Here is a 26,044-nt window from a genome sequence, read left to right as displayed (position 1 = left end):
CTGCCGTGGCACCGGACCTCAGCGAGCTGCTGCGGATGTGTTCCCTCGGGGACGAGTCCGCGTTCGCCAAGCTGTATGACGCGGTGTCCTCCCGGATCTACGGGTTGGTGCTGCGCGTCGTACGGGATCCGGCGCAGTCCGAAGAGGTCGCCCAGGAAGCCTTGCTCGACATCTGGCGCACCAGCGCCCGGTTCGACCCCGAGCGTGGGACCCCGGTGAGCTGGATGCTCACCATCGCCCACCGCAAGGCGGTCGACCGGGTGCGGTCCGCGCAGGCGTCCACCAACCGCGAGGACAGCTACGGTTCCCGGAACCAGGAGCGGTCCTTCGACCAGACGGTCGAGACGGTGGAACGTCGGCTGGACGCCCAGCGCGTGCGCAACGCGATGGACTCCTTGACGGAGACCCAGCGCAAGGCGGTCGAGCTCGCCTACTTCGGTGGCTACACCCATACCGAGGTCGCTTCCCTCCTCGGCGTTCCCCTGGGAACGGCGAAGACCCGAATACGTGACGGACTCATCCGTCTGAGAGACACCCTGGGGGTGCAGCAATGAGTGCCGACGTCCACAGCCTGGTCGGTGCCTACGCCGTCGATGCCATCGACGAGCATGAGCGCGCAGCGTTCGAGCTCCACCTCTCCGAGTGCCCCGAGTGCATGGACGAGGTGACGAGCCTTCGCGCCGCTGCTGCCAGCCTGTCGCTCGTCAGCGAGGTCGCTCCCCCGGCCGCCCTGCGTGATGCGGTCCTGGCCGGCATCCGCACGGTGCGCCCGCTGCCTCCGCTCGAGCAGCCCGGGGACGCCCAGCACTCCCTGACCACCAGCACCGCCGGCCCGACCGGCACCCCTGTCGCCCGCATCCCGGTCGTCACCGACGACGGCGAGACCGAGCCGGCACCCGGCGTCGGTCCGGCTGCCCTGCCGTCGAACGTCGTGCCGATGCGTCGTCGCCGCCCCGTCGCCGAGTGGCTCGTCGGCGCAGCCGCCGCAGTGGCGCTGGTCGCCGGTGGCATCGCGTGGAGCCCGTGGGACAACGGCACGGGGAACCAGCAGATCTCCGCCTCCGAGCAGGTCCTCGAGGCCAAGGACGCGCAGCGCGTGGTCCAGACCGTTGACGGCGCCAAGGTGACCATCGTCCGCAGCCCGTCGCTGGGCAAGGCCGTGATCATCGCCGACAACATGCCGGCGGCGCCCGACGGCAAGGACTTCCAGGTCTGGTTCAACCAGCCCAACCAGGGCATGGTCAGCGCCGGAGTCATGCCGCACGGCAGCGCACCGACCGTGGCCGTCATGCTCGACGGCGACGCCAGGAGCGCCTTGGCTGCCGGGATCACCCTCGAGCCGGCGGGTGGCTCGAAGTCGCCGACGACCGCGCCCCTGGCGCTCTTCGCCTTCAGCTGAGTCGGCGCAGGGCGTCGAGACGCCCGGCCACCTGCTCCAGCACGGCCTCGGACCCCGCGTACGGCGCGCTCGTCCGGGGCCAGTGCGTCACCACGTCCGTGAAGCCGAGCTCCGCGGCCCGACCCACCAGCTCCTCGAAGAGCTCGGGGCTCTCGAGCGAGAACCTCGGCGAGCCGTCGAGCGACAGGTAGCGGTCGATCGGTCGCTCACGCCCAGCGGTCGACTCGGCCTCGTCGAGCAGCTCGCTCAGCTCGGCCACCCCCGACCACCACTCCTCCAGGGTGTCGCCACCCCGGCCGTAGGTGACCCAGCCCTGCCCGAGCCGGGCCGCGAGCCGCAGCGACCGCGGTCCGTTCGCCGCGACGAGGAACGGCACCCGTGGTCGTTGCACGAAACCCGGCAGGGTGCGCGCGTCGACCGTCGTGAAGTGAGCCCCGTCGTGCGACACGTGGTCCTCGCGGGACAGCCGGTCGAGCACCTCCACGAACTCGTGGAACCTCTGCACCCGCTCCTTGAGGGGCCGTTCCTCGCCGAGGATCCGCGAGTCGAGGTCGCCACCGGTGCCGAGGCCGCAGATCAGGCGACCCCCTGAGATGTCGTCGACGGCCAGCAGGTCGCGCAGGAACGTGTACGGGTGCCGGTAGTTCGGTGAGCTGACGAAGGTGCCGAGCCGCATCGTCGAGGTCACCGTGGCGGCTGCGGTCAGGGTCGGCAGCGCCCCGAACCACGCGGAGTTCGGCAGGCCGGCCCAGACGAGGTGGTCGTAGGTCCAGGCATGGTCGAAGCCGTACTCCTCGGCCCGGCGCCACAACGGCTCGGCGACGGACCAGCGGTGCTCGGGAAGGATCGTGATGCCAAGGCGCATGCAGGGAGGGTATGCCGCGCGACAGGACGCGGCCCGTCCCACCCGTGCCCACGGTCACCCCAGCGGCAGCCGGTAGACGACGTCGAGGTCGTGGGCCGAGATCCACACGGCCGAGTCGTCGGCGGCGACGCTCCCGCTGCCGCCGGCAGGTCCGTACCGCGCGACCACCTCGTTCGTCGCCGGGTCGATCTTGGCGACCAGGGCGTCCGACACCCGGGCCCAGACGAACCCGCCCCCCACGGCCAGGTCGCCACCGTCGACCGCCCCGCCGTCCACCTTCACCGTCGCCACGACGGCGTTGGTGGACGGGTCGATCCGCGAGACCGTCCCGTCGATGTTGTTCTGCACCCACACCGCCCCCGCTCCGACCGCGAAGAACCGGGCCCCCTGCCCTGTCGCCACCGTCGCCACGACCTTCTGGGTGCGCGGATCGAGGCGGAGCAGCTCGCCCCTGATCGGGTCGGTGAGCCACAGCCCACCCAGCCCTGCCCGTGCCGCCACCACGCCGTCGGGAATGGCTGTCCGCGAGACGACCTTGTTGCTCTTCGGGTCGATCCTGACGAGCTGGTGCTGCGGCGGGGCGGTGACCACCCACACCGCCCCCTCCCCGCTGGCGACAGAACCCTCCTCGAGGACCTGCAGCCCTGTCAAGGTGACGCGTGCCTGCACCCCGCCGGTCGACGGATCGATGCGCAGGACCGACGCCGACGTCGGGTCGCAGGCCGCTGCCCAGAGGGAACGGAAGCCGGAGTCCATCGCCGTGCACGTCTCGGCACCTGCGTTGGCGATGGACGTCCGCGGACGTCCGCGGTCGTCGAGCTGCTGGACCACCCCGCCCTCGGGTCTGCTCACGGCCGTCCACAGGTGTCCCTCGACGACCTGCAGCCAGTCGGCGTCCTGGACGCTGAGTGCCGTCCCTCCGGCCCCGACGAGGTCGCTGACCGGGGGCCAGCCCTTCGTCGAGGGGGCCGAGGCCGTGACGGAGGACGAAGACGACGACGCCTTGCCCGGGGCATCGGTCGCACGGCTGCAACCGGTCGAGCCCAGGCAGACGAGGACGGCACCGGCGACGAGCCAGCCGCGGCGGCCACCTCGACTGCTCAACACGGCCATGGCTCTCCTCCGGGTCGGAACGCACGCAGACCTGACCACCATGCCCGAGGGAGTGCCCGCACGGCATCCGTGGAACCACGTAGCGTCCCTCCGCACGCCCCGTGGGAGGCTGGGTCCATGAAGGCCACGATCCTCCACGCGCCCGGCGACATCCGTCTCGACGAGGTCCCCGACCCCGTCCTCGTCGCCCCCACCGACGCCCTCGTTCGGGTCACCGCCTCGTGCGTCTGCGGCAGCGACCTGTGGCCCTACCGCGGCATCAACGACGTGACCGAGCCGACCCGCATCGGGCACGAGTTCGTCGGCATCGTCGAGGAGGTCGGCGCCGAGGTGCGCAGCCTGCGCCCGGGCGACTTCGTCATCGCACCGTTCATGTACTCCGACAACACCTGTCCGCACTGCCGGGTCGGCATCCAGTCGCGGTGCTCGCACGGCGGGTTCTGGGGCGGCAACGACCGGGACGGTGTGCTGGCCGACGGCGGTCAGGGCGAGTACGTCCGCGTCCCGCTGGCCGACGGCACGCTCGTGTCCACCCGTGAGGTCCCGGACGACTCGCTCGTCCCGTCGCTGCTCACCCTGTCCGACGTCATGGGCACGGGCTGGCACGCGGGTGTCGCCGCCAAGGTCTCCGAGGGCGACACCGTCGTCGTCGTGGGCGACGGGGCGGTCGGTCTCAGCGGGGTCCTCGCTGCCGCCCGCATGGGGGCCGAGCGCATCATCGCGCTCTCACGGCGCGCCTCGCGCCAGGCGGTCGCCCGCGACTTCGGGGCCACCGACGTCGTCGAGGTGCGCGGCGACGAGGCCGTCGCCGCGGTCAAGGAGCTCACCGACGGCGTCGGTGCGGACGCCGTGCTCGAGTGCGTCGGCACCAACGAGTCCATGCACACGGCCATCGCCGTCGCGCGGCCCGGCGCCACCGTCGGGTACGTCGGTGTGCCGCACGGCATCGAGTACCCGGTGCGCGACATGTTCGTGCGCAACGTCGGGATCGCGGGAGGCATCGCCCCCGCGCGCCAGTACCTGCCGCAGCTGCGCGACGACGTCCTCGCCGGCACGATCAACCCGGGCGCCGTGTTCGACCTCGAGCTGCCGCTCAGCGAGGTCGCCGAGGCGTATGCCGCGATGGACGAGCGCCGCGCGATCAAGTCGCTGCTGCGCCCCTGACGATGGGCCGCGACCGTGGGTCGAGGCGCACGCCCGACAGCCGCGCCGACACCCGCGCCGACCCCGCCGACGAGGCCGGCACCTCGCCGGTCGAGTTCGTCGACGACGGCACCGGCGGCACGGTCGTCATGATCGACGGGCACCCGCAGTCCTACGTCCAGCTCGGCGACCCCCGCCTCCTCGTCTTCGAGTACGTCCAGTTCCTCGCGGCCGTGGTCGACGTGCTGCCGGAGGGACCCGTGGCCGCCACCCATGTGGGTGGGGCCGGCCTGACCCTCCCCCGCTACGTCGCCCACACCCGACCCGGGTCGCCGCAGATCGTCCTCGAGCCTGCGCAGGACGTGACCAGCGCCGTGCGCCAGACGCTGCCGCTGCCGCGTGGTCACCGGATCCGGGTGCGCCCGGTGGACGGTCGCAGCGGGCTGCGCCAGCTCGCCGACCGCAGTGCGGAGCTGGTGGCCGTCGACGCGTATGCCGCCGGCCGCGTCCCTGCCGAGCTCACCTCGACCGAGTGGTTCACCGACGTCGCCCGGGTGCTCGGGGCGGGCGGTCTCCTCGCGATGAACACCGCCGACGAGCCCAGTCGTCGCCACCTCGCCCGCCTGCACGCCACGATCGCCACCGTCCTGCCGCACACGGCGGCGATCGCGACCTCCGAGGTCCGCAAGGGTCGACGCTTCGGCAACACCGTCCTCGTCGCGAGCGCCCAGCCCCTGCCCCTGACGGCCCTGGCCCGCAGGGTCGCCATGACGGCCTTCTCGGCCACCTTGCTGCACGGTCCGTCGCTGGCCAGGACCCTCGGGTCGGCGCAGCCGTTCACCGACGAGGACGCCGAGGCCTCCCCCGAGCCACCCCGCGTCGAGGGCTGGCGCGTGCGCTGAGGCGCACGGGCCGACGGGCGGCTGCCCCGCGCCATACCGGGGTCGACGCGGCAGGATGGAGTCCATGACCTCCGCCCTCAGGCTGCCCGCCCCGCGCGTCCCCGACCCCCGCTCCGCACCGGTGCTGCGCTGGGGCGTGATCGCCCCGGGCGGCATCGCCCGCACGTTCGGGCGGGCACTGCGCGCACGGACGGGCCAGGAGCTCCGGGCGGTGGCCTCGCGCAGCCTCGACCGGGCGCAGGAGTACCAGCGGGAGTTCGACGTCGAGGTCGCCTACGGCTCCTACGAGGAGCTGGTCGCGGACCCGCACGTCGACGCCGTGTACGTCGCGTCGCCGCACTCCGAACACCTGGCCCACGCCCAGCTCGCCCTGGAGGCGGGCAAGCCCGTCCTGGTCGAGAAGGCGTTCACGCGCACCGGTGCCGAGGCGCGCGCCGTGTTCGACACGGCGGAGCGCGCCGGGCTGTTCGCCATGGAGGCGATGTGGACGCGGTTCCTCCCCCACATGGACGTCGTCCGCCAGGTCCTCGAGCAGGGGCTGCTCGGTGAGGTGCAGGTGGTCGCCGCCGACCACGGTCAGAAGCTCTATCCCGACGGACCCCAACGGCTCAGCGACCCGGCCCTCGCCGGGGGTGCCCTCCTCGACCTCTGCGTCTACCCGATCTCGTTCGCCTCCATGGTGCTCGGCGAGTTCGACTCGCTGTCCGCGACCGGGCTCCTCACCACCGAGGGCGTGGACGCCCAGGAGGTGGTCACGGTGCAGAACGCCGCCGGGGCCCTCGGGCTGCTCAGCGCCAGCATGGTCTCGAGCACCCCCACGACCGCGTCCATCTCCGGGACCCGGGCGCGTCTGGAGTTCACCGGCGCCTTCTACGGCCAGTCGACCATGACCCTGCTGTCGCCCCACGACGAGGTGCTCGACGTCCTCGAACCCAGCGACCGCGAGCACGGCCTGCACCACGAGATCGTCGAGGTGGCTGCCTGCGTCGACGCCCGGCTGCTCGAGTCGCCGCTCCTGCCGTGGGCCGAGACGCTGCGGGTCATGGACGCCATGGACGCCGTGCGCGAGCAGATCGGGTTCCGCCTGCTCGGCGAGTGATCCGCGCCCGCACGCTGCCCGCCCGTGCTGCGCCGAGGTCCGGGACGTGGGCAGGTCGCGCAGGTGGTGGGGTCAGACCAGGGGGAGGTATGCCGTGAGGTCGGCCCGGTGGCCGCTGACCCGGAGGCTGCCCGCCTCCCACGCACCGTCCCAGCTCAGGGAGCCCGTGGCGACCTGCAACCACGTCTGCGCGTCGGTCTCGACCACGTTGGGCGGGGTGCCGCGCGTGTGGGTCGTGCCGGACACGCACTGGACCGCGCCGAACGGTGGCACGCGCACCTCGACGCTGCGACCGGGCGCGACCGTCGCGAGTTCCTCGAGCGCGTAGCGCACCGCGGTGGCGAGGTCCGCGCGGGCGAGGTCCGCACCCTCTGCCTGCCAGCGTTGCACCGCCGAGCGTCCGGCGGCGACAGGGACTCGGCGGCGCGGCGGCATACCTCCATCGTAGGCAGCGAGCAGGGGGCGGCCGGACGCGGCGGTCCGACGCGACCGGCCGGCGCGGGTCGCTCGCGACCTGCCGGCGGCGGCTCCAGGGAATGGGTACTTCTACCCATGTACGCCTGTCGGTGGGCAGGCCTATGGTTCACGACAGGGGACACCACAGGGGACGAACGGCCCGGCCACGCAGGGGGAAGCGTGACCGGGCCGCTCGCTGTGTCGGGTCAGCGTCGGTCCGGTCTGCGGCCGTCCGCCGGCCCGGCGTCGGCACCAGAGGACCGGGCCACGTCCAGCAGCTCGGCGATCATGGCGCCCATCCCTGCCGCCGAGGACTCGGCCCGGGCCAGCAGCTGGGCAGCGTTCGGGGAGTCGATCAGCTCGGGACTGCCCGCCGCGAGCTCGATGAACCACGTGAGGGCGGCGAGAGGGTTGCGAAGGTCGTGGCAGACCTGTCCGGCGAACTTGAGCAGGTGGTCGTTGGAGCGCGCCAGCTCACGGGACACGAGCCGCAGCTCGAGGAGGTCGACGGCCTGGTCGGCCAGGGCTCCGAGCGCCCGCCCACCTGCGACTGACAGGTTGCGCGGGACGTCGTCGAAGACGCACAGGGTCCCGATCGGCACCCCGGCCGGCGTGACGAGCGGGCTCGAGGCGTAGAAGCGGACGTTGGCGATCTCACCGGTGACGAACGGGTTGGCCTTGAAGCGTTCGTCGACCCGGGCGTCCGGGACGGCCACCTGCACCGGGTCGCTGAGGACCTGGGCGCACATCGACTCCTCACGCGAGCACACCGCAGCGAGCAGGCCCACCGCTGCGATCTGGTGCTGGTGGCGGTCGTCGATGATGTTGATGACCGCGGTAGGGACGTCGCACATCGCTGCCGCCAGCTCGACGAGCCGTTCGAGATCCGGTTCGGCCGGAGCGCCGACGACGTCGTACTCCTCGATCGCCTCGCGGCGTGCGAGGTCCTGGACCTTGCTCATCTCGCTTCCCCCAGGGATTCCCACACCCACGTCCCCCTCTCGTCAGCTGCCGGCCGGTCGCCCCCTCGGTCCCCGGTCCCCGTGGCCGTTCTCGTCCTACCCGCTGCCCTGTGACTGCGGCCGATCCGGGAAGGACACCCAGACGCTGGCGCCGCCGAGCTCGGAGTCGACGATGCCGATGCGGCCGCCGTGCGACTGCACGATGCGGCGGCACGTGCTCAGGCCGATGCCCAGTCCTTCGACGTCCTGCTTGTCGTCCCCCCGGGCGAGCAGCTCGAAGACGCGGTCGCGGTCCTGCTCGGGCACCCCGGGACCGTTGTCGTCCACGGTCACCCGCCAGCCGCCGGTGATGCGTTCGGCGCCGACGCGGACCACGGGCTGCCCGGTACCGGCTGCGGCACTGAACTTCACGGCGTTGGCGACGAGGTTCTGGAGCAGGGCGCGAAGCAGCGTGGCATCGCCGGACACCTTGGGCAGGCCCTCCACGCGGACATCGGCCCCGGCGTCGGCGATCTGGGCGGACAGGTCCTCGAGCACGGCGTCGGCCTCGCCCTGGAGGTCGACGATGCCCTTGCGCCCACCGCCACCGATGCGGGCGAAGTCGAGCAGGTCGCCGATCATCGCGGTCATCCGCGCTGCGGACGACTCGGCCCGCGCCAGCAGCTCGGCCGCGTCAGGGGCGTCAGCGAGCTCCGGGCTGTCGGCGGCCAGCTCGAGGAAACCGGTCAGCGCCGCGAGCGGGTTCCGCAGGTCGTGGCTGACCTGCCCGGCGAACTGCGTCAGCTGCTCGTTGGAGCGCGCCAGCTCACGGGTGAGGCGGCGCAGCTCCAGGACGTCGACCACCTGCTCGGCCAGCACCCCCAGGGCCTTGCCCGCTGCCACGGACAAGCGGCGAGGCACGTCGTCGAAGACGCACAGGGTGCCGATCGGCACGCCCGCCGGCGTGACGAGCGGGCTGGAGGCGTAGAAGCGGACGTTCGCGATGACGCCCGTGACGAACGGGTTGTCCGCGAAGCGCTCGTCGAGGCTCGCGTCGGGCACCGCCACGAGCTGGGGGTCGTGCAGGACCCGGGCGCACATCGAGTCCTCGCGGGAGCAGACCGCAGCAGACAGCCCGATCGCTGCGATCTGGTGCTGCTGACGGTCGTCGATGATGTTGATGACGGCCGTCGGGACGTCACACACGGCAGCGGCCAGCTCGACGAGGCGCTGGAGGTCGGGTTCCGCCGGGCGTCCGACGACCTCGTACTCCTCGATCGCCTCGCGCCTGGCGAGGTCCTGCCCTGAACTCACGACACTCCTCAGTGGGACCCGTCGACATCGTCGTCGACCCGGAAACCGGACGAATCAGCCGGCGAAGACCTCTCGCAGCGTACGCGTGTGGGCCTGCGTCATGGCGGACAGACCCACCGTGAAGTGACCTTGCACGTCCAGCCCGTCGGTCTCGTCGTCGACCACACCGATGCGCGCGTGGACCTGGCCGCGGGCGGTGCACATGTCGGTGAAGCGGACCTCCTCCGAGCGCGGCACGCTCACGACCACCCGGGCGGTCGACTCGCTGAAGAGAGCCGTGAACACGTCGATGCCGTCGCGCTCGCAGACCTCGTCGAGCCAGATCCGCGCGCCGACGCCGTACCGCATGGTCGCCTCGGCCAGGGCGATGGCGAGGCCACCGTCGGAGAGGTCGTGCGCGGCGTCGACGAGACCGTCCCGGCTCGCGTTGACGAGGATGTCGCCGAGCAGCTGCTCGGCCCCGAGGTCGACCTTCGGCGGCAGCCCGCCGAGGTGGCCGTGGACCACGTGCGCCCACTCGCCGCCCGCGAGCTCGTCACGGGTCGAGCCGAGCAGGTAGATCACCTGGCCGGGGGCCTTCCAGCCCGACGGGGTGCGGCGGGAGACGTCGTCCATGACCCCGAGGACACCGATGACGGGCGTGGGGTGGATGGCCGTGTCACCGGTCTGGTTGTAGAAGCTGACGTTGCCGCCGGTCACCGGGATGCCGAGGGTCTTGCAGCCCTCGGCGATGCCCTTGACCGACTCACGGAACTGCCACATGACGCCCGGGTCCTCCGGGGAACCGAAGTTGAGGCAGTCGGTGACGGCGAGCGGGACGGCGCCGGCGGTCGCGACGTTGCGGTAGGACTCGGCGAGTGCGAGCTGGGCCCCGGTGTAGGGGTCGAGCTTGGCGAACCGGCTGTTGCAGTCGGTCGAGATGGCCACACCGCGGCCGGTCTCCTCGTCGACGCGCACCACCCCTGCGTCGTCGGGCATCGCGAGCGCGGTGTTGCCGAGGACGTAGCGGTCGTACTGGTCGGTGATCCACGACTTGTCGCACAGGTTCGGCGACCCGAGCAGGGTGAGCAGGTCGGACTTCAGGCCCTCGCCGTCGACGGGACGGGCCAGCGTGCCGGTGCCGTTCGCCTGGAGCTGGTCGAGGTAGTCCGGACGGGCCAGGGGCCGGTGGTAGGTCGGGCCCTCGTGGGCGACCGACCGCGGCGGCACGTCCACGATGACCTCGCCGTGCCAGGTGATGACGAGGTGGTCGCCGTCGGTGACCTCCCCGAGCACGGTCGCCTCGACGTCCCACCGGTCGGTGATCGCCATGAACTCGTCGAGCTTGCCCGGCTCGACGACGGCCATCATGCGCTCCTGGCTCTCCGACATGAGGATCTCCTCAGGTCGCAGGGAGGCGTCGCGCAGCGGCACGCGGTCGAGCTCGATCTGCATGCCCCCGTCACCGTTGGAGGCGAGCTCGCTGGTGGCGCAGGACAGCCCCGCACCGCCGAGGTCCTGGATGCCGTCCACGACGTGCGCGGCATACAGGTCCAGACAGCACTCGATGAGCACCTTCTCGGCGAACGGGTCGCCGACCTGGACCGCAGGACGCTTGGTGGGACCACCCTCGTCGAAGGTCTCCGAGGCGAGGACCGACACGCCGCCGATGCCGTCGCCACCGGTCCTGGCGCCGAACAGGATCACCTTGTTGCCGACGCCCGAGGCCTTGGCGAGGTGGATGTCCTCGATGCGCATGGCACCGACGCACAGGGCGTTGACGAGCGGGTTGCCCTGGTAGCAGTCGTCGAAGACGACCTCGCCGCCGATGTTGGGCAGGCCGATGCAGTTGCCGTAGCCACCGACACCGGCGACGACGCCCGGGAGCACGCGCTGGGTGTCGGGGTGGTGCAGGTTGCCGAAGCGCAGCGGGTCCATGACCGCGATCGGCCGGGCGCCCATCGACATGATGTCGCGGATGATGCCGCCGACGCCGGTGGCGGCGCCCTGGTACGGCTCGACGTAGGACGGGTGGTTGTGCGACTCGACCTTGAAGGTGACCGCCCAGCCGTCGCCGATGTCGACGACCCCGGCGTTCTCACCGATGCCGACGAGGAGCTTCTCGCGCATCTCGTCGGTGGTGTTCTCGCCCCAGAGGGAGAAGTGCACCTTGGACGACTTGTACGAGCAGTGCTCGCTCCACATGACGGAGTACATCGCGAGCTCGGCGCTGGTGGGGCGGCGGCCGACGATCTCGCGGATCTCGGCGTACTCGTCGGGCTTGAGCCCGAGCTCGCTCCACGGCTGCTCGGTGTCGGGGGTCGTCGCCGCGTGGGAGACCGTGTCGAGCGTCGGACGGTCGACCTGGGCCGTCATGCTGAAACCACCTGTCGCAGAACAGAAGTGAAGAAGGGGAGCCCATCGGTCGAGGGGCCGTAGCCCTCCTCCACGCAGTGCTCGGGGTGGGGCATGAGGCCCACGATGTTGCCGCGCTCGTTGCTGATGCCCGCGATGCCGCGGTACGAGCCGTTCGGGTTGTCACCGGCATACCGGAAGACCACGCGGCCCTCGCCCTCGAGCTCGTCGAGGGTTCGCTCGTCGGCGACGAACCCGCCCTCGCCGTTCTTGAGGACGATCGTGATCTCCTGCCCGGCCTCGAAGTCGGAGGTCCAGGTGGTCGAGGCGTTCTCGACGACGAGCCGCTGGTCGACGCAGTTGAACTTGCGGTGGTCGTTGCGGATCAGCGCACCGGGGAGCAGGTGGCTCTCGCAGAGCACCTGGAAGCCGTTGCAGATGCCGAGCACCGGCAGCCCTCCCTGGGCTGCCGGGATGAGGGCGTCCATGACCGGCGCGAAACGGGCGATGGCACCGCAGCGCAGGTAGTCGCCGTACGAGAAACCGCCGGGGAGGACCACGGCGTCGACGCCCTTGAGGTCGGCGTCGCCGTGCCAGAGGCTGACGGCCTCGGCGCCGACGGCGCGCACCGCGCGGGCGGCGTCACGGTCGTCGAGGGAGCCCGGAAACGTGACGACCCCGACCTTCACTGGCCGGGGTCCGTGGTCTCGCCGTCGCTCGCGCGGACGGACACGACGTCCTCGATGACGGGGTTGGAGAGCAGCTTGTCCGCTGCCTCCCGCGCCGCCGCGAGCACCTCGTCGGTGACCTCGCCGTCCACGGTGAGGACGAAGCGCTTGCCCTGCCTCACATCCGTGAACTGCTCGAAGCCGAGCCGGGGGAGCGCCCCGTTCACGGCCTGACCCTGGGGGTCGAGGATCTCTGGCTTCAGCATGACGTCAATGACGACGTGGCCCATTCGGGTGTCTCCTGGGTTCAGCACGGGACTAGCGCGGGGGATGGAAGCGACCGCAGTCTATCCGGGCCACGGAGCAGGTATGCCGCGTGGTCACCTCCCGGACGTCCCCGCACGGCCGGGCGAGTGGTTGACACGTCGTGGCGCCCGGAGGAGCGTCCGTGTGGAGAGCCCGGGAGGCGCCATGAACACCGTGATGAAGACCGTGATGCGGACCGCCAACAAGGTGGGCGTCGGTGTCTACCGGGTGTCGGGCGGCAAGGTGGGGGGCAAGGGCTCCGGCGGCGTCCCGGTCCTGCTGCTCACCGTCCCCGGCCGCAAGACGGGGAAGCCGCACACCACCCCCGTCGGGTACTTCGAGCACGAGGGCGGCTACCTCGTCGTGGGGTCGGCGGGCGGGATGCCGCAGGACCCGCAGTGGTTCCGCAACCTGCGGGCCGCCGGTCGCGCGGAGGTGCAGCGGGGCCGGGCCACCGAGGCCGTCACGGTCCGGGAGCTGACCGGGGACGAGCGGGATGCTGCCTGGCGGGACGTGGTCCTCGTCCGCTGTCCACCGTTCGGCAAGTACGAGCTGAAGACGTCGCGGACCATGCCCCTCGCCCTCTTGACCCCCACGCGCGGCTAGTCCAACGGGGCGGGGTCGGCTGCGCGGGCGGCGTCGGCTGCGCCGGGGCCAGCCGGCGTCAGGTGCGCGCTGCGGCGAGGGCAGCCAGGACCGCCTCGACGGAGCGGTCGACGTCCCGCGAGGTCGTCATCCAGCCGGACACCGAGATCCGCATGACCGCGTCGCCGTTCCAGGTGCTGCCACCGATCCACGCCTCGCCGCCGGCCTGGACCCCAGCGAGGACCGCGCGGGTGACGTCGTCGGAGTCGTCGAACCGCACCAGCACCTGGTTGAGCACCACGTCGTTGAGGACCGCGACCCGTGGGTCGGCGGCCACCAGGGCCGAGGCGAAGCGGCGCGCGTGGGCGCAGGAGCGGTCCACGAGGTCGGCGACGCCGTCCCGGCCGAGCTGGGAGAGGGCGGCCCAGATCGCGAATCCCCTTGCGCGACGGGAGGACTCGACGACATACCTGTAGGGGTCGCGGCCCGCCCCGGGGACGACGTACGGCGCCTCCCACGACATGGCGGCGACGTGGGCGACGGGATCGCGGGTGGCGACGAAGGCGGAGTCGTAGGGGACGTTGAGCCACTTGTGGCAGTCCGTGGCCCAGGAGTCGGCGCGCTCCACGCCGTCGACCAGCGGTCGCAGCCGTTCGCTCGCCCCTGCCCACAGCCCGAACGCGCCGTCCACGTGCAGCCACGCACCTGCCTGCGCGCAGAGGTCTGCCAGCTCCCCGAACGGGTCGAAGGCACCGGTGTTGACGTTGCCGGCCTGTGCGCACACGATGACCGGCCCCCCGTCCCGCCGGAGGACCTGCGCGAGGGCCGCGGGTCGCATCCGACCCTGCTCGTCGCTGGCGGCGACGTCGGGACGGCTGCCCAGGCCGGCGAAGCGCAGGGCCTGAGGCACGGTCGCGTGCACCTGGCCGCCGACGACGACCTGGATGCGGGGTGCGCCCTGGAGACCGTCGGCCTCGACGTCCCATCCCGCCCGCTCGAGCACCGCGTGCCTGGCTGTCGCGAGCGCCGTGAAGTTCGCCATCTGGGCGCCGGTCGGGAACCCGAAGGACGCCTGCGCCGGAAGGCCGAGCAGGTCGAGCAGCCAGCCGCCGGTGACCTCCTCGACGGCGGCCGCAGCCGGCGACATCACCTCGAGGCCGGCCACCTGGTCCCAGGCGACCGCGAGCCAGTCGGCGGCCATCGCGGCCTCGAGGGTGCCGCCCACGACGTACCCGAAGTAGCGGGGCCCGCTGGAGGCGACCAGTCCCGGGCCGACGGCTGCGGCGAGGCGCTCGACGACCTCCGCCGGTTCGGAGCCGCGGACCGGCACAGGTCCGCCGAGCGCCGCCCTCAGGCTCTGCGCCGTGACGTCCGGAGGCGCCCCGACCCGGCGTTCCCGCAGCCCGTCGAGGTGGGCGCGCGCAGCGGCCGACGCCGCGGCGAGGGCCGGGTGGCCCTCTAGGTCCTCCACGTCGGTGAGGCTACGCCCGCGCGGCGGTCAGGAGAAGGTGCGGCCGGTCAGGCGCTCGTAGGCCTCGACGTACTTCGCCCGCGTCTGCGCCACGACGTCCTCGGGCAGGTCGGGCGGAGCCTCGCCCGACGCCTTGTCCCAGCCGCTGGCGGACGAGGTCAACCAGTCGCGGACGTACTGCTTGTCGTACGACGGCTGCGGGTGGCCCGGCTCCCAGAGCTCGGCCGGCCAGAACCGGGACGAGTCCGGCGTCAGCACCTCGTCCGCGAGGACGACCTCGTCACCGTCGAGCCCGAACTCGACCTTGGTGTCGGCGATGAGGATGCCGCGCTCGGCGGCGATCTCGTTGCCGCGGGCGAGGATCGCGGTCGTGAGGTCCCGCACCCGCGACGCGAGGGGGGCGCCGATCTCGGCCTCCACGGCGGCATACGGCATCGGCTGGTCGTGCTCCCCCATCGGCGCCTTGGTGGACGGGGTGAAGACGGGTTCGGGCAGGCGCGAGCCGTCGACCAGGCCCTCGGGCAGCGCCACCCCGGAGACGTGGCCGTCGGCGCGGTACTCGGTGAGTCCGCCACCGGTCAGGTAGGCGCGGGCGACGCACTCGACGGGGAGCATCGCGAGCCGCTTGACCAGCACCGCCCGCCCGGCAACGGCATCGGGCACGTCGGCCGACACCACGTGGTTGGGCACGAGGTCCTGCAGCCGCTCGAACCACCAGAGCGACAGCTGCGTCAGGACGGCACCCTTGTCGGGGATCGGGGTGTCGAGGACGAAGTCGTAGGCGGACATGCGGTCGCTGGCGACGAGGAGCAGCTGGTCGTTCCGCGGCGTCCCCGACTCGTCGAGCGGGGCGTAGAGGTCGCGGACCTTGCCCGAGTAGACGTGGGCGTAGCCGGGCACCGTGAGCGGCTGGGAGGACGTCATGGCCGACATCCTCCCAGCCGACCGGTGGTCCGCGCGTGCCGGTCCGGCGCCCTCGCCCGTGTTCAGTGAGCAGCAACCGTCGGAGTCCGCGTGCCATACCGACAGCTGCTGCTCACTCAACCGATCCTCGTGCGGCTTGACTTGAAGTCCACTTCATCTTTGAGGATGGCGGGCATGTCCACCGACACGGCGCAGAGCCGACCCACCGACCGGCCCCCGAGCCTGTTCACCCGAGCGCACCTCCCCTTCGCCATCGGGGCGGTGGCGCTCGTGACGCTCGGGGCGTTCGAGAACCGCGCGACGACGACGGTGCTGCCCACCGTCGCCCGCGACCTCGACGGGCTGTGGCTGTTCGGTGCGGCCAGCGCCGCGCCGCTCGTGTCGTTCGTCCTCGCCACCGTTGTCGCCGGCGCCTGGGCCGACCACCGCGGGCCCGTCCGCCCCCTGCTGGCCGGGATGGCGGTCTTCGTCGCCTCCCAGGTCCTCATGGCCGTCGCCCCCGGTATGGCGCTGTTCACCGTGGGGCGGTTCGGCTCCGGCATCAGTGAGGCGTTCATGGACGTGTCGCTCACGGTCCTGCTCGCGCGGGCACTGCCAGAGGCCTTGCGGGCCAAGGTCTTCGCCGCGTTCGCAGCGGCCTGGGTGCTTCCCTCCCTGCTCGGGCCGCCGGTGGCCGGGCTCCTGGCGCAGACCTGGTCGTGGCGATCCGTCTTCGCCGTCGGCATCGCCCTCATGGTGCCGGCCGCCCTCCTGCTCCGACCGTCGATGCGCGCCTCCTCGGCGGCCACCGGTCCTGCCACGCCGTGGACGGGACAGGAGCACCGAGCCGTGCGGGCAGCGGCCCTCGCCGCAGTCGGGCTCGGCGCCCTGACCGCTGGGGGGTCGCTCTTCGGTGGCAGCAGCACCGCCCGAGTCCTCGGCCTCATCCTGGTGGCCACCGGACTCGCCTGCACCGTCCCGGCGGTGCGCGCCGTGCTGCCGGCCGGCACGCTGCGGCTCGTCCACGGCATACCGGCCCTCGTGGCGTTGCGTGGGCTCGTCGCCGCGGCGTTCGGGACCGCGGGGAGCCTGCTGCCCCTCATGCTCACGACCATCCACCACCTCGGGCCGGCCGCCGCGGGCGTGAGCCTCACGGTGACGGGGCTGTGCTGGGCGGCGGGTTCGCAGGTGCACGGGCTCGACGCGGTGCAGCGACGGGTGGGGGCCGTACGGCGGCTGCAGGTCGGGTTCGCCCTCATCTCCGTCGGGATCGCCGGACCCGCCCTGACCAGCCTCGGGCTGCTGCCGGTCGCACCCGGACTCGTGCTGTGGGGGGTCGCCGGACTCGGCATGGGGATCGTGTCGCCGACGCTGTCGACCCAGCTGCTCCTTCTCGCACCCGTGTCCGACCAGGGCCGGATCACCGCTGCGTCGAGCCTGACCGCGTCGGTGGCCCAGGCCGTGGCGCTGGCCGGGGCCGGCGCGCTGATCGCCTGGCAGGCCCCGGCACTGCCCGGGTGGCTCTTCGCCGCCGTGATGGTGGGCAGTGCAGCGATCGGGGCCCTGGGGTGGGCCGCCGCCCGCCGAGCCGGGTAGACCGTGCCGGTCAGTCGGCGGGGTCGTCAGCCGACGTGGAGCTCGTCGCGCTCGGCCGCCAGGGCGATGTCGGTGCGGTGGTGGGACCCGTCGAGCTCGATCGAGGCCACCCCCTCGTAGACCCGTTCCCGGGCCTGGCTGAGGCTCTCCCCGAGGGCCACGACCGACAGCACGCGGCCGCCCGCCGAGACCAGCGTGCCGTCGTCGGCGCGGCCGGTACCGGCGTGCAGGACGTAGACGGTCGGCACCTCGGTGGCGGCCTCGATCCCGGTCACGGGGTCTCCCGTGCGCGGGGTGCCGGGGTAGTTGTGCGAGGCGACGACGACCGTCACCGCGTGCTGCGGGGACCAGTGCAGCGCGCCGACCTCGGCCAGCCGTCCGGTGGCCGCTGACAGGAGCAGCCCACCCAGGGGGGTCTGCAGCCGCGCCAGCACCACCTGGGTCTCCGGGTCGCCGAACCGCGCGTTGAACTCGATCACCCGAGGACCACGGCTCGTCAGCGCCAGCCCGATGAACAGCACCCCGGAGAACGGCGTCCCGCGGCGGCGCATCTCGTCGACGGTCGGCTGGGCGACGCGGGTGACGAGCTCGTCGACCATCGAGGCCGGCGCCCAGTCCAGCGGGGAGTAGGCACCCATGCCGCCGGTGTTGGGGCCGCGGTCCTCGTCGAAGACCCGCTTGAAGTCCTGCGCCGGAGCCAACGGCACGACCGTCTCCCCGTCGCAGAGGACGAACAACGACACCTCCGGCCCGTCGAGGAACTCCTCGACGACCACGCGCCCGTCCTCCTTGGCGAGGCAGCCCCGGGCGTGCTCGAGGGCGGCGTCACGGTCGTCCGTGACGACGACGCCCTTGCCCGCTGCGAGGCCGTCGTCCTTGACCACGTATGGCGCGCCCATGGCGTCGAGCGCGTCGGCCACCTCGTCCTCGGTCGCGCACACGCGGGCGAGGGCCGTCGGCACCTCGGCGGCAGCCATGACCTCCTTCGCAAAGGCCTTGCTGCCCTCGAGGCGGGCTGCCTCCGCGGACGGGCCGAAGACGGGGAAGCCGGCCGCGCGCACCACGTCGGCCACTCCGGCGACGAGCGGGGCCTCCGGGCCGATGACCACGAGGCCGACCGAGTGCCGGCGCGCCAGCTCGACCACACCGTCGCCGTCGAGCAGGCCTGCGGGGAGCGGCTCGCACAGGGCGACGGCGTCCATGCCGGGGTTGCCGGGAGCCACCACCACGGCGTCGACGTCCGGGTCCGCGCCGAGCGCCTTGACGATGGCGTGCTCACGAGCACCGGACCCGACGACGAGAACCTTCACGCGCCCAGCGTAGAGAACCGTGCGGGAGATGAGTGCGCGGCGTCCCGGGGAGGCAGGGGGGACATTCTCCCGGGGACGCCGCGCAGCCGACGTGCGGTCGCCTGGCGGGGGAACCTGCGACCGGGCACGTGGGTCGACGAATCGACTCAGACCAGATTGGACCATGACGGGTCCGCACGTAAAGCCTCGACGTGGCGGACTTGCGCCATTGACGGGATCTCGCCAACACAGCACCATGGGTCGCGGCCACTCACCTCGGACCGAGGAGCAGCGCATGGGCAGGACCTCGTGAGCGACGCCGTCGACGCCCTGGGACTCGGCAACCACGACAGCGACGGTGGCGGCGTGGTGACGCGGGTCTACCTCGCTGCGCTGCAGCACCCGGAGCCGACCCGGTCCCTGCTCGTGGCGCAGGGGATGAAGGCGCCCCTCGTCGACCACTCGTTGGAGGTGCTGCAGGAGCGCGGCCTCGTGCGGCTCCAGGCCGGTGGTGTCATCGAGGTCATCCCGCCCGACATCTCCCTGCCGACCCTGGCCCTCAGCTACGAGCGTCGCGCGCGGGAGACACGGTCGGCAGCGCACGAGCTCGCGCAGGTCTTCTTCCAGGCCCGGGCCGCGACGACGACCCCCGACGCGGGCACCATACGCATCCTCGCCTCGCTGGACGAGATGGCGGCGGTGACGGCCGAGGCCGTGGCGGCTGGGACGGAGATCGTCCGTGTCTTCCGCGCACCGTCGCCACGGACGGACGCCATCTTCGACAGCCCGATGCACAGCCACGAGGAGCCGAGCAGGGGCGCCGGCGGGATCGTCCTCGACATGGCCTCGGTGTACGACTCCCGCATCCTGGAGATCCCCGACGCTCTCACCATCCTCGAGGCTCGGGAGCGCGGCGGCGAACGCTTCCGCCTCACGACCAGCGTCCCGTTCTCCTGCGTGATCGTCGACGAGTCGGCCGCCATCGTGGACGTCAGCTCGTTCGACCCGACGGGGTTCGGGTCGGCGCTCGTGCGCGCGCGGGCGATGGTCCTGGCGCTGATCTCGCTGTTCGACCACCTGTGGACGCTCGGTTCGCCGTTGCAGCGCGCGGGGACGGGCAGCGCCGCCGAGCAACGCGACCAGCTCATCCTGTCCCTGCTCGCTGCCGGCGCGCCCGATGCGACGATCGCCCGGCAGACCGGCGTCTCCCAACGCACCGTGGAGCGGCGGGTGCGCGCGCTCATGGACCAGCTCGGCGCCGGGACCCGGTTCCAGGCCGGCGTCCAGGCAGGGAGGCGGGGCCTGATCTGAGGCCCGGCGTGGGATGGCGCGAAGACACCCGGGGACGCGGGGCTAGACTCGTGCGTTCTCTGCGGGACGAGCAGGCCGTTCGACAAGAAAGTCACCACCGTGACCGCTCCGGATCACCAGTCCTCCACCTCCAACAAGGCGACCACCGCCGAGGTGGCGCGCGAGATCGCCGTCGAGCAGGCGCACGTCGACGTCGTCTACGCCGAGCTCGCGAAGGCCAAGCTCCGGGCGGGCCTGGTCGAGACCGACGGGCTCGCGCGGGGGCGCACCGACCGCACGGGCGACGTCCGGGACGAGGAGCTGACCGGGCTGTTCGAGCGCGACGCCCTGGTGTTCAACGCCGCCCGACGCCGCTCGACCCTCGACACGCAGTTCGAAGGCCTGGTGTTCGGCCGGCTCGACCTCGACCACGCCCTGTCCAAGGAAGGCGCCGACAGCGACCGCGAGACCCGCTACATCGGCCGGCTCGGCGTCCGCGACGACGACTACGAGCCGCTGGTCGTCGACTGGCGCGCGCCGGCAGCGGCGGCCTTCTACCGCGCCACCCCCGTGGAGCCGATGGACGTCCTGCGCCGCCGGGTGCTGCGCTGCAAGGGCCCTGACGTCGTCGGCGTCGAGGACGACCTCATGGTGGCCGAGGCACCGGACGACCTCGTCGTGGTCGGCGACGGCGCCCTGCTCGCGGCGCTGACCCGCAGCCGCGGCGCCCAGATGCGCGACATCGTCGCCACGATCCAGCGCCACCAGGACGAGGCCATCCGCGCCTCCGCCCGCGGCATCACCGAGATCACCGGCGGACCCGGTACCGGGAAGACGGTCGTCGCCCTGCACCGGGCCGCCTACCTGCTCTACTCCGACCGGCGCCGCTTCGAGAACGGCGGGATCCTCGTCGTCGGGCCGTCGTCGGCCTACACCGCCTACATCGAGCGCGTGCTCCCCTCGCTCGGCGAGGAGTCGGTGACGCTGCGCTCCCTCGGCGACGTCGTGGACGGGGTCACCGCGGTGCGCCTCGACAGCCCCCAGGTCGCGGCGGTCAAGGGGTCCCTGCGCGTGCGGCGCCTCCTGTCGAGGGCCGCCGCCGACAGCCCTCCCGGTGCGCCGACACAGTTCCGGGCGTTCGTGGGAGGCAACGCCGTCCGCATCGACACCCCTGCCCTCGACCGCATCCGCGCGCAGGTCCTACGCAGCCACCAGCGCAACCTTTCCGCCAAGGCCGTCCGCGCGCAGCTGGCGGAGGCCGCCTGGAACAGCGTGCGCGAGGGCGACCGGGGCGAGTTCATGGACCACTTCGAGGACCACCTCGAGGTGGACGCGTTCCTCGAGCGCTGGTGGCCCCAGGTCGACCCGCGCGAGGTCCTGCTCTGGCTCGCCGACCCCGAGCTGGCCACCCGCCACGGGCGCGGTGTGCTGACCGCTCCCGAGTGCGAGGCGTTCGCAGCCTCCATGCGGGAGGCCCTGCGGACCGGGACCTGGTCCGTGGCCGACGCAGCCCTCGTCGACGACCTGGCCGCCCGCATGGGGTCGGTCCAGGAGGCCGCGGTCGAGGAGCGCGGCTTCTACGAGATCGAGGAGCTCGACGACGTCTCGCAGTTCGGCGTCGCGGAGGTGCGGGCCACCCGGCAGTCGGGAGCGGGCTCGGCCAACGCCTGGTCCCGGATCGCCGTCACCGACCCGCGCGAACGGCTGCTGCAGGGACGGGTCGAGGGCCCCGGCGAGTACGCCCACGTCCTCGTCGACGAGGCGCAGGACCTCTCCCCCATGCAGTGGCGCATGCTCGGCCGCCGCGGCCGCTACTCGTCGTGGACCGTGGTCGGCGACGCCGCGCAGGCCTCGTGGCCCGACGCCGCCGAGTCGGGGCGCGCCCGGGAGGAGGCGTTCGGCACGCAGGAGCGACGGCTGTTCCACATGGACACCAACTACCGCAACGCCCGCGAGATCTTCGACTACGCGGCTGCGGTCGTGAAGGCGCAGGTCCCCGACGCCGACATCCCGCAGGCCGTCCGTGAGACCGGCGCGCACCCCCTCGACCTCACGGTCGGCGACGGCGACTGGGCGGCGGTGGCCACCGAGGCCGTCGAGGTGCTGCTCGGCGAGGTCGAGGGCTCGATCGCCGTGATCACCCCCGAACGCCACCACTCGGCGCTGGCCGCCGTCGGCGAGCTCGGCGACCGCGTGGTCGTCATCGACCCGATGTCCACCAAGGGCCTCGAGTACGACGCCACGGTCGTCGTCGACCCGGACGAGATCACGGCCGAGTCACCCGGTGGCGTGCGCGTCCTCTACGTCGCGCTGACCCGAGCCGCGCACCGCATGACCGTCCTGCGACCCGCCTGACAGGTGGAGCCCGCCTGTCCTGCAGCAACCTCTGCTAGCAGAGGTTGCTGCGGTGGGGTCACGCTGCTGCCTACGGCTCGGGCAGCAACCTGTGCTGAGTGAGGCGCAGGGCCGAGGGTCAGTCGCCGAGCAGGGAGTGGCGGCTGATGATCTCGTCGCGGCCGGGGCCGACACCGATCGCGGAGACGCGGGCGCCGATGAGCTCCTCGAGGCGCAGCACGTAGGCCTGAGCGTTCGCCGGCAGGTCCTCGAACCTGCGGCACTCGGTGATGTCCTCCCACCAGCCGGGCAGCTCCTCGTAGATCGGCTTCGCGTGGTGGAAGTCGGTCTGGTTGACCGGCATCTCGTCGTGCCGCACCCCGTCGACGTCGTAGGCGACGCAGACCGGCACGGTGTCGAGACCCGTGAGCACGTCGAGCTTGGTGATGACGAAGTCGGTGGTGCCGTTGATCCGGGTGGAGTAGCGGCCGACCACGGTGTCGACCCAGCCGCAGCGACGCGGGCGGCCGGTGGTCGTCCCGAACTCGGCCCCCGTCTTGCGCAGGAACTCGCCGTTGGCGTCGAACAGCTCTGTGGGAAAGGGCCCCTCGCCGACACGGGTCGAGTACGCCTTGAGGATCGCGATGACCCGGTCGACGCGGGTCGGCGGGATGCCGGAACCGGTGCAGGCGCCACCGGCAGTCGCGTTGGACGACGTGACGAACGGGTAGGTGCCGTGGTCGACGTCGAGCAACGTCGCCTGGCCGGCCTCGAGCAGCACCGTCTTGCCCTCGTTGAGCGCCTTCTCGAGGACCAAGGAGGTGTCGGCGACCATGGGACGCAACCGCTCGGCATACCCGAGGAGCTCGTCCATCACCTCGTCGACCTCGACGGCGCGACGGTTGTAGATCTTGGCGAGGATCTGGTTCTTGAAGGCCAGGGCGGCCTCGACCTTCTGGCGCAGGATCTTCTCGTCGAAGAGGTCCTGGACGCGGATCCCGTTGCGGGACATCTTGTCGGCGTAGGTGGGGCCGATGCCGCGACCGGTCGTGCCGATCTTGCGCGAGCCGAGGAAGCGCTCGGTGACCTTGTCGAGGACCCGGTTGTACGGCGCGATGATGTGCGCGCTCGCGCTGACGAGCAGGCGCGAGGTGTCGACGCCGCGGGCCTCGAGCCCGTCGAGCTCCTCGAACAGGACGGCGAGGTCGACCACCACGCCGTTGCCGATGACGGGGGTGCAGGTCGGCGTGAGGATGCCGGAGGGCAGCAGGTGCAACGCGTACTTCTCGCGCTTGCCGTCCTTCTCGATGACGATCGTGTGACCGGCGTTGTTGCCACCGTTGAACTTCACGACGTAGTCGACGTCGCTGCCCAGGAGGTCGGTCGCCTTGCCCTTGCCCTCGTCGCCCCACTGCGCGCCCACGAGCACGATTGCCGGCATACCAGCACCTCTTCCATCACTACGGTCGTCCTGCGGTCATGCAGCGAGCCCCTCGCGTACAGCGCGGGGCCCGTACCGGTGAAGGCTACCGGTCCGTGGGGAGGCAGGGCACCGGCGACCACGCAGCCGTGGCGTCGGCCCCGCCGCGCCGGCTGCGGCGGGGCCGATGGGCACCGTCAGGACCCGCGGGGCGAGATCTCCCCCATCGGACCGAAGCCGGTCACCTCGTCCGCGTCGACGTAGATGATCTGCGGCTGGGCCGAGACGATGTCCGGCATCTCGGTCATGAACCGCGCGACGTGTTCCTGGCCCATGTGCTCCCGGCCGGCGTCCGAGTCACGGAAACCCTCGATGCAGACGTACGTCTGCGGCTCCGTGAGGCTCCTGGAGAACTCGAAGAACACGCACCCGGGCTCCTCGTTGACGGCCTTCGCGTAGAAGGACGACAGCTCGCCCCACTCGTCGAGCTTGTCCTCGCGGATCGGGAACTTCACGGTGATGAGAATCATCGGGTTCGCTCCTTGGGTAGGGGTTGGACTGACCTAGGCCGCGGCCTGGGCCGGGGCGACCGGGGGCTCGGTCGTCCGCGTGCGTCCGTCCACGGCCACCTGCAGCCGGGTACCGAGCACCCCGGACGCCCAGCCGAGCAGGGCACCCACCACGAGGGCGATCGCCGTGGGCCAGAAGGAGAAGGCCGTGCCGAAGTAGGCGGCGGCGCCGACGAACGCCCCGGGGATGAACGAGAGCGTCGACCATCCGGCCTGCAGGCACATGAGGGCGGCCACGACGCCCACGGCGATGGCGAGGGCGCCGGGGAACGACGCCACACCGATGAACGCGGCGACCAGCCAGCCGTACGCGAGCCCGGACAGGTTCGCCGCGAGGCCGCGGGTGAAGCCCACGCGCCCCGTGCCGGCGGCGAAGTAGCAGGCCCAGGCGAGGAACCCGACCCAGGTCACGAGGTCGAGACTGACGCTGACCTGGGTCCAGACTGCTGCGAGGACGCCGATCGACACGGCGACGCCGAGGTAGTTCTTCATGACGGACTCCTTTGTCCGAGTGGTGGGTGGGGCTCCGGCCGGGTCACGGCACGAGGATGGCGCGCCCGCGGACGTCGCCGTTGTCGAGGTCGGTGACCGCCTGCTGGAAGTCGTCGAGCGCGTACTTCTGGGTGTGCAGCGTGACCGCCCCGGTCGCCGCCAGGGCCATCAGGTCCTGGAGGTCGTTGTAGGACCCGACGAGGTTGCCGACGACGTTCTTCTCGTTGGAGACGAGATCGATGGTGGGGACGTCGACGTTCTCGCCGTAGCCGACGACGTGGTAGTCGCCGGCCTGTCGGGTCATGGCGATGCCCTCGGAGGTCGACCCGTTCTCCCCCACGAAGTCGATGACCACCTCGGCACCGAAGCCACCGGTCAGCCCGAGCACCGCGTCCACCTGGCCGCCGTCGGCGAGCACTCCCTCGTGAGCCCCGATCGTGGTCGCCAGGTCCAACGCCGCCTGGTTGCGGTCGACGACGACGAGACGGGCGGGCGAGAGGGCCCGGAGGACCTGGATGCCGATGTGCCCCAGGCCTCCTGCGCCGATGACCACGCACGTGTCGCGCGGGGTCAGGCGGCGGGCCGCCTTGGCAGCGGCGTGGTATGCCGTGAGCCCGGCGTCCGCGAGCGCGGCCACGTCGGCGGGCTCGAGGGAGTCGTCGATGCGGACGACGGAACGGGCGGACGTGAGCAGGTACTCGGCATACCCCCCGTTGGTGCTGATGCCGGGGAAGGCGTTGTTCTCGCAGTGGACGTCGTCGCCGGAGCGGCAGGCGCGGCAGAGGCCGCAGGTGATGAGGGGATGGAGGATGACCTTGTCGCCCTCCTTGACGTTCGTCACGGCTGAGCCCACGGCGTGCACCCACCCCGCGTTCTCGTGGCCGATCGTGTAGGGCAGGGTCACCTGGGACTTCTCGGCCCACTGACCCTCGAGGATGTGCAGGTCGGTACGACACACTCCGGCTCCGCCGATCCGGACGACGACGTCCCACGGACCCTGCGCCTCGGGCACGGGGACCTCGGTCATCTCGAGCTTCTCGTGGTAAGCGACGACCTGGACGGCTCGCATGGTGCTCATCGGGGAATCTCCTTCACGGTCACGGGGATCAGGTGGTGGTGGTCTGCCGGCTCCGCACCGTCGGGGCGAGGCGCCTGGTCCGCACCCGACCCCTCGTAGCGGGTCCGCAGCAGACCCCGGCAGAAGTGCGCATTGCCGTCGATCGAGATCCGGGTCGACCGTGCCCGGCGCAGTGCCATCGGCACCTCGTCGGGCGAGTACCCGCGACCCTCGTGGTCGACGAGCACCAGCGCGTCGGGGTCGTCGGGCAGGCCGAGGGCCTCCCGCCGGCGCAGCAGCGCCTCGGTCGTGCGACCCGGACCGAGGTGTCGCAGCCGGACCGAACCCACCATGCTCTCGGGCAGGGTGGGCTTCGAGCGCAGGAGCTCGGTCAGCACCCGCTCCGCGGCGGCCGTGTGGGCCTTGCGACGGAAGGTCATCCGCAGCTCGTCGAGGCTGCTCTCCGCCTCGTGGCCGAAGGTGCCGACGTACCCGGCA

The 26,044-nt window shown here is 72.1% G+C and carries 24 protein-coding genes and 1 pseudogene; 9 read left to right on the top strand and 16 right to left on the bottom strand.

Annotated features, from left to right (window positions below; translation table 11 throughout):
• Nucleotides 1-5: 5 nt before the first annotated feature.
• Both sigK and ASD62_RS12850 read left to right on the top strand, forming a co-directional pair.
• Nucleotides 6-554: an ECF RNA polymerase sigma factor SigK gene (gene sigK / locus ASD62_RS12855; protein WP_235529196.1), complete on the top strand. Its 549-nt coding sequence runs from the start codon at nt 6-8 to the stop codon at nt 552-554.
• Complete coding sequence (locus ASD62_RS12850; RefSeq protein ID WP_056916296.1) at nt 551-1,399, top strand: anti-sigma factor domain-containing protein; 849 nt, start codon at nt 551-553, stop codon at nt 1,397-1,399. The genes sigK and ASD62_RS12850 overlap by 4 nt, the downstream gene beginning before the upstream one ends.
• Here the strand turns inward: ASD62_RS12850 and ASD62_RS12845 are convergent.
• Nucleotides 1,392-2,264: an LLM class flavin-dependent oxidoreductase gene (locus ASD62_RS12845; RefSeq protein WP_056916295.1), complete on the bottom strand. Its 873-nt coding sequence runs from the start codon at nt 2,262-2,264 to the stop codon at nt 1,392-1,394. The genes ASD62_RS12850 and ASD62_RS12845 overlap by 8 nt on opposite strands.
• Nucleotides 2,265-2,318: 54 nt before the next feature.
• On the bottom strand, nt 2,319-3,377 hold the full coding sequence (locus ASD62_RS12840) for a hypothetical protein (RefSeq protein WP_056916294.1): 1,059 nt from the start codon (nt 3,375-3,377) through the stop codon (nt 2,319-2,321).
• A 117-nt stretch (nt 3,378-3,494) separates the two neighbouring features.
• Between ASD62_RS12840 and ASD62_RS12835 the strand changes: the two genes are divergently transcribed.
• The 3 genes from ASD62_RS12835 to ASD62_RS12825 all read left to right on the top strand — a co-directional run bounded on the left by ASD62_RS12835 (nt 3,495) and on the right by ASD62_RS12825 (nt 6,521).
• Complete coding sequence (locus tag ASD62_RS12835) at nt 3,495-4,541, top strand: zinc-dependent alcohol dehydrogenase family protein (RefSeq protein ID WP_056916293.1); 1,047 nt, start codon at nt 3,495-3,497, stop codon at nt 4,539-4,541.
• 2 nt (nt 4,542-4,543) lie between these two features.
• A complete protein-coding gene (locus ASD62_RS12830) occupies nt 4,544-5,422 on the top strand; it encodes a spermidine synthase (protein ID WP_200956888.1) in 879 nt (292 codons plus the stop codon).
• A gap of 64 nt (nt 5,423-5,486) precedes the next feature.
• On the top strand, nt 5,487-6,521 hold the full coding sequence (locus ASD62_RS12825; RefSeq protein ID WP_056916292.1) for a Gfo/Idh/MocA family protein: 1,035 nt from the start codon (nt 5,487-5,489) through the stop codon (nt 6,519-6,521).
• A gap of 72 nt (nt 6,522-6,593) precedes the next feature.
• On the opposite strand, the gene ASD62_RS12820 is transcribed toward ASD62_RS12825, so the two are convergent.
• From ASD62_RS12820 to purS, 6 genes are all read right to left on the bottom strand, one after another.
• Nucleotides 6,594-6,956, bottom strand: coding sequence for a sterol carrier family protein (locus tag ASD62_RS12820; RefSeq protein WP_056916291.1), 363 nt, complete (start codon nt 6,954-6,956; stop codon nt 6,594-6,596).
• A 227-nt stretch (nt 6,957-7,183) separates the two neighbouring features.
• Complete coding sequence (locus ASD62_RS12815; RefSeq protein ID WP_056916290.1) at nt 7,184-7,939, bottom strand: histidine kinase dimerization/phospho-acceptor domain-containing protein; 756 nt, start codon at nt 7,937-7,939, stop codon at nt 7,184-7,186.
• Nucleotides 7,940-8,035: 96 nt separating this feature from the next.
• On the bottom strand, nt 8,036-9,232 hold the full coding sequence (locus ASD62_RS12810; RefSeq protein ID WP_082580791.1) for an ATP-binding protein: 1,197 nt from the start codon (nt 9,230-9,232) through the stop codon (nt 8,036-8,038).
• A 54-nt stretch (nt 9,233-9,286) separates the two neighbouring features.
• Nucleotides 9,287-11,587: a phosphoribosylformylglycinamidine synthase subunit PurL gene (purL, locus tag ASD62_RS12805; protein ID WP_056916288.1), complete on the bottom strand. Its 2,301-nt coding sequence runs from the start codon at nt 11,585-11,587 to the stop codon at nt 9,287-9,289.
• Entirely contained in the window at nt 11,584-12,255 is a 672-nt protein-coding gene (purQ, locus tag ASD62_RS12800) for a phosphoribosylformylglycinamidine synthase subunit PurQ (protein WP_056916287.1), read from the bottom strand. Before purQ ends, purL begins: the two co-directional genes overlap by 4 nt.
• Entirely contained in the window at nt 12,252-12,524 is a 273-nt protein-coding gene (gene purS, locus ASD62_RS12795) for a phosphoribosylformylglycinamidine synthase subunit PurS (protein ID WP_056916286.1), read from the bottom strand. Before purS ends, purQ begins: the two co-directional genes overlap by 4 nt.
• A 160-nt stretch (nt 12,525-12,684) precedes the next feature.
• On the opposite strand from purS, the gene ASD62_RS12790 reads away from it, so the two are divergent.
• Complete coding sequence (locus ASD62_RS12790) at nt 12,685-13,146, top strand: nitroreductase family deazaflavin-dependent oxidoreductase (RefSeq protein WP_162254769.1); 462 nt, start codon at nt 12,685-12,687, stop codon at nt 13,144-13,146.
• 58 nt (nt 13,147-13,204) lie between these two features.
• On the opposite strand, the gene ASD62_RS12785 is transcribed toward ASD62_RS12790, so the two are convergent.
• A complete protein-coding gene (locus ASD62_RS12785) occupies nt 13,205-14,596 on the bottom strand; it encodes a pyridoxal-dependent decarboxylase (RefSeq protein WP_056916284.1) in 1,392 nt (463 codons plus the stop codon).
• A gap of 27 nt (nt 14,597-14,623) precedes the next feature.
• Entirely contained in the window at nt 14,624-15,529 is a 906-nt protein-coding gene (locus tag ASD62_RS12780) for a phosphoribosylaminoimidazolesuccinocarboxamide synthase (protein WP_369818800.1), read from the bottom strand.
• A 165-nt stretch (nt 15,530-15,694) separates the two neighbouring features.
• Here ASD62_RS12780 and ASD62_RS12775 point away from each other — a divergent pair, with 165 nt between their 5' ends.
• Entirely contained in the window at nt 15,695-17,095 is a 1,401-nt protein-coding gene (locus ASD62_RS12775) for an MFS transporter (protein ID WP_056916282.1), read from the top strand.
• A gap of 26 nt (nt 17,096-17,121) precedes the next feature.
• Here ASD62_RS12775 and purD read toward each other — a convergent pair whose 3' ends face one another.
• A complete protein-coding gene (gene purD / locus ASD62_RS12770) occupies nt 17,122-18,405 on the bottom strand; it encodes a phosphoribosylamine--glycine ligase (protein ID WP_056916281.1) in 1,284 nt (427 codons plus the stop codon).
• Nucleotides 18,406-18,693: 288 nt separating this feature from the next.
• Here purD and ASD62_RS12765 point away from each other — a divergent pair, with 288 nt between their 5' ends.
• Both ASD62_RS12765 and ASD62_RS12760 read left to right on the top strand, forming a co-directional pair.
• Nucleotides 18,694-19,695 carry a LuxR C-terminal-related transcriptional regulator gene (locus ASD62_RS12765; protein ID WP_056916280.1) on the top strand — a complete coding sequence of 334 codons (1,002 nt, stop codon included), beginning with the start codon at nt 18,694-18,696 and terminating at the stop codon, nt 19,693-19,695.
• A 99-nt stretch (nt 19,696-19,794) separates the two neighbouring features.
• Nucleotides 19,795-22,029, top strand: coding sequence for an AAA family ATPase (locus ASD62_RS12760; RefSeq protein WP_056916279.1), 2,235 nt, complete (start codon nt 19,795-19,797; stop codon nt 22,027-22,029).
• Between the two features lie 118 nt (nt 22,030-22,147).
• Here ASD62_RS12760 and ASD62_RS12755 read toward each other — a convergent pair whose 3' ends face one another.
• The 5 genes and pseudogenes from ASD62_RS12755 to ASD62_RS20755 form a co-directional block, all read right to left on the bottom strand.
• Nucleotides 22,148-23,449 (bottom strand): adenylosuccinate synthase, encoded by a 1,302-nt coding sequence (locus ASD62_RS12755; RefSeq protein ID WP_056916278.1) that lies wholly within the window; start codon nt 23,447-23,449, stop codon nt 22,148-22,150.
• A 176-nt stretch (nt 23,450-23,625) separates the two neighbouring features.
• Nucleotides 23,626-23,958 carry a putative quinol monooxygenase gene (locus ASD62_RS12750; RefSeq protein ID WP_056916277.1) on the bottom strand — a complete coding sequence of 111 codons (333 nt, stop codon included), beginning with the start codon at nt 23,956-23,958 and terminating at the stop codon, nt 23,626-23,628.
• A 33-nt stretch (nt 23,959-23,991) separates the two neighbouring features.
• Nucleotides 23,992-24,489 carry a DUF1097 domain-containing protein gene (locus ASD62_RS12745; protein WP_056916276.1) on the bottom strand — a complete coding sequence of 166 codons (498 nt, stop codon included), beginning with the start codon at nt 24,487-24,489 and terminating at the stop codon, nt 23,992-23,994.
• 43 nt (nt 24,490-24,532) lie between these two features.
• Complete coding sequence (locus ASD62_RS12740; RefSeq protein WP_200956887.1) at nt 24,533-25,567, bottom strand: NAD(P)-dependent alcohol dehydrogenase; 1,035 nt, start codon at nt 25,565-25,567, stop codon at nt 24,533-24,535.
• Nucleotides 25,564-26,044: pseudogene (locus tag ASD62_RS20755) on the bottom strand (metal-sulfur cluster biosynthetic enzyme); the annotation flags it as partial. The pseudogene ASD62_RS20755 and the gene ASD62_RS12740, both read right to left, overlap by 4 nt.

The sequence above is a fragment of the Phycicoccus sp. Root563 genome (assembly GCF_001427915.1).
Taxonomy (GTDB): domain Bacteria; phylum Actinomycetota; class Actinomycetes; order Actinomycetales; family Dermatophilaceae; genus Pedococcus.
This window is presented reverse-complemented; position numbering and strand designations above follow the sequence as displayed.

Coding starts and splice junctions, on each gene's coding strand:
- ASD62_RS12850 (WP_056916296.1), top strand. CDS start 551: ATGAGTGCCGACGTCCACAGCCTGGTCGGTGCCTACGCCGTCGATGCC.
- ASD62_RS12845 (WP_056916295.1), bottom strand. CDS start 2,264: ATGCGCCTTGGCATCACGATCCTTCCCGAGCACCGCTGGTCCGTCGCC.
- ASD62_RS12840 (WP_056916294.1), bottom strand. CDS start 3,377: ATGGCCGTGTTGAGCAGTCGAGGTGGCCGCCGCGGCTGGCTCGTCGCC.
- ASD62_RS12835 (WP_056916293.1), top strand. CDS start 3,495: ATGAAGGCCACGATCCTCCACGCGCCCGGCGACATCCGTCTCGACGAG.
- ASD62_RS12830 (WP_200956888.1), top strand. CDS start 4,544: ATGGGCCGCGACCGTGGGTCGAGGCGCACGCCCGACAGCCGCGCCGAC.
- ASD62_RS12825 (WP_056916292.1), top strand. CDS start 5,487: ATGACCTCCGCCCTCAGGCTGCCCGCCCCGCGCGTCCCCGACCCCCGC.
- ASD62_RS12820 (WP_056916291.1), bottom strand. CDS start 6,956: ATGCCGCCGCGCCGCCGAGTCCCTGTCGCCGCCGGACGCTCGGCGGTG.
- ASD62_RS12815 (WP_056916290.1), bottom strand. CDS start 7,939: ATGAGCAAGGTCCAGGACCTCGCACGCCGCGAGGCGATCGAGGAGTAC.
- purL (WP_056916288.1), bottom strand. CDS start 11,587: ATGACGGCCCAGGTCGACCGTCCGACGCTCGACACGGTCTCCCACGCG.
- purS (WP_056916286.1), bottom strand. CDS start 12,524: ATGGGCCACGTCGTCATTGACGTCATGCTGAAGCCAGAGATCCTCGAC.
- ASD62_RS12780 (WP_369818800.1), bottom strand. CDS start 15,529: ATGTCGGCCATGACGTCCTCCCAGCCGCTCACGGTGCCCGGCTACGCC.
- ASD62_RS12775 (WP_056916282.1), top strand. CDS start 15,695: ATGTCCACCGACACGGCGCAGAGCCGACCCACCGACCGGCCCCCGAGC.
- ASD62_RS12755 (WP_056916278.1), bottom strand. CDS start 23,449: ATGCCGGCAATCGTGCTCGTGGGCGCGCAGTGGGGCGACGAGGGCAAG.
- ASD62_RS12750 (WP_056916277.1), bottom strand. CDS start 23,958: ATGATTCTCATCACCGTGAAGTTCCCGATCCGCGAGGACAAGCTCGAC.
- ASD62_RS12745 (WP_056916276.1), bottom strand. CDS start 24,489: ATGAAGAACTACCTCGGCGTCGCCGTGTCGATCGGCGTCCTCGCAGCA.
- ASD62_RS12740 (WP_200956887.1), bottom strand. CDS start 25,567: ATGAGCACCATGCGAGCCGTCCAGGTCGTCGCTTACCACGAGAAGCTC.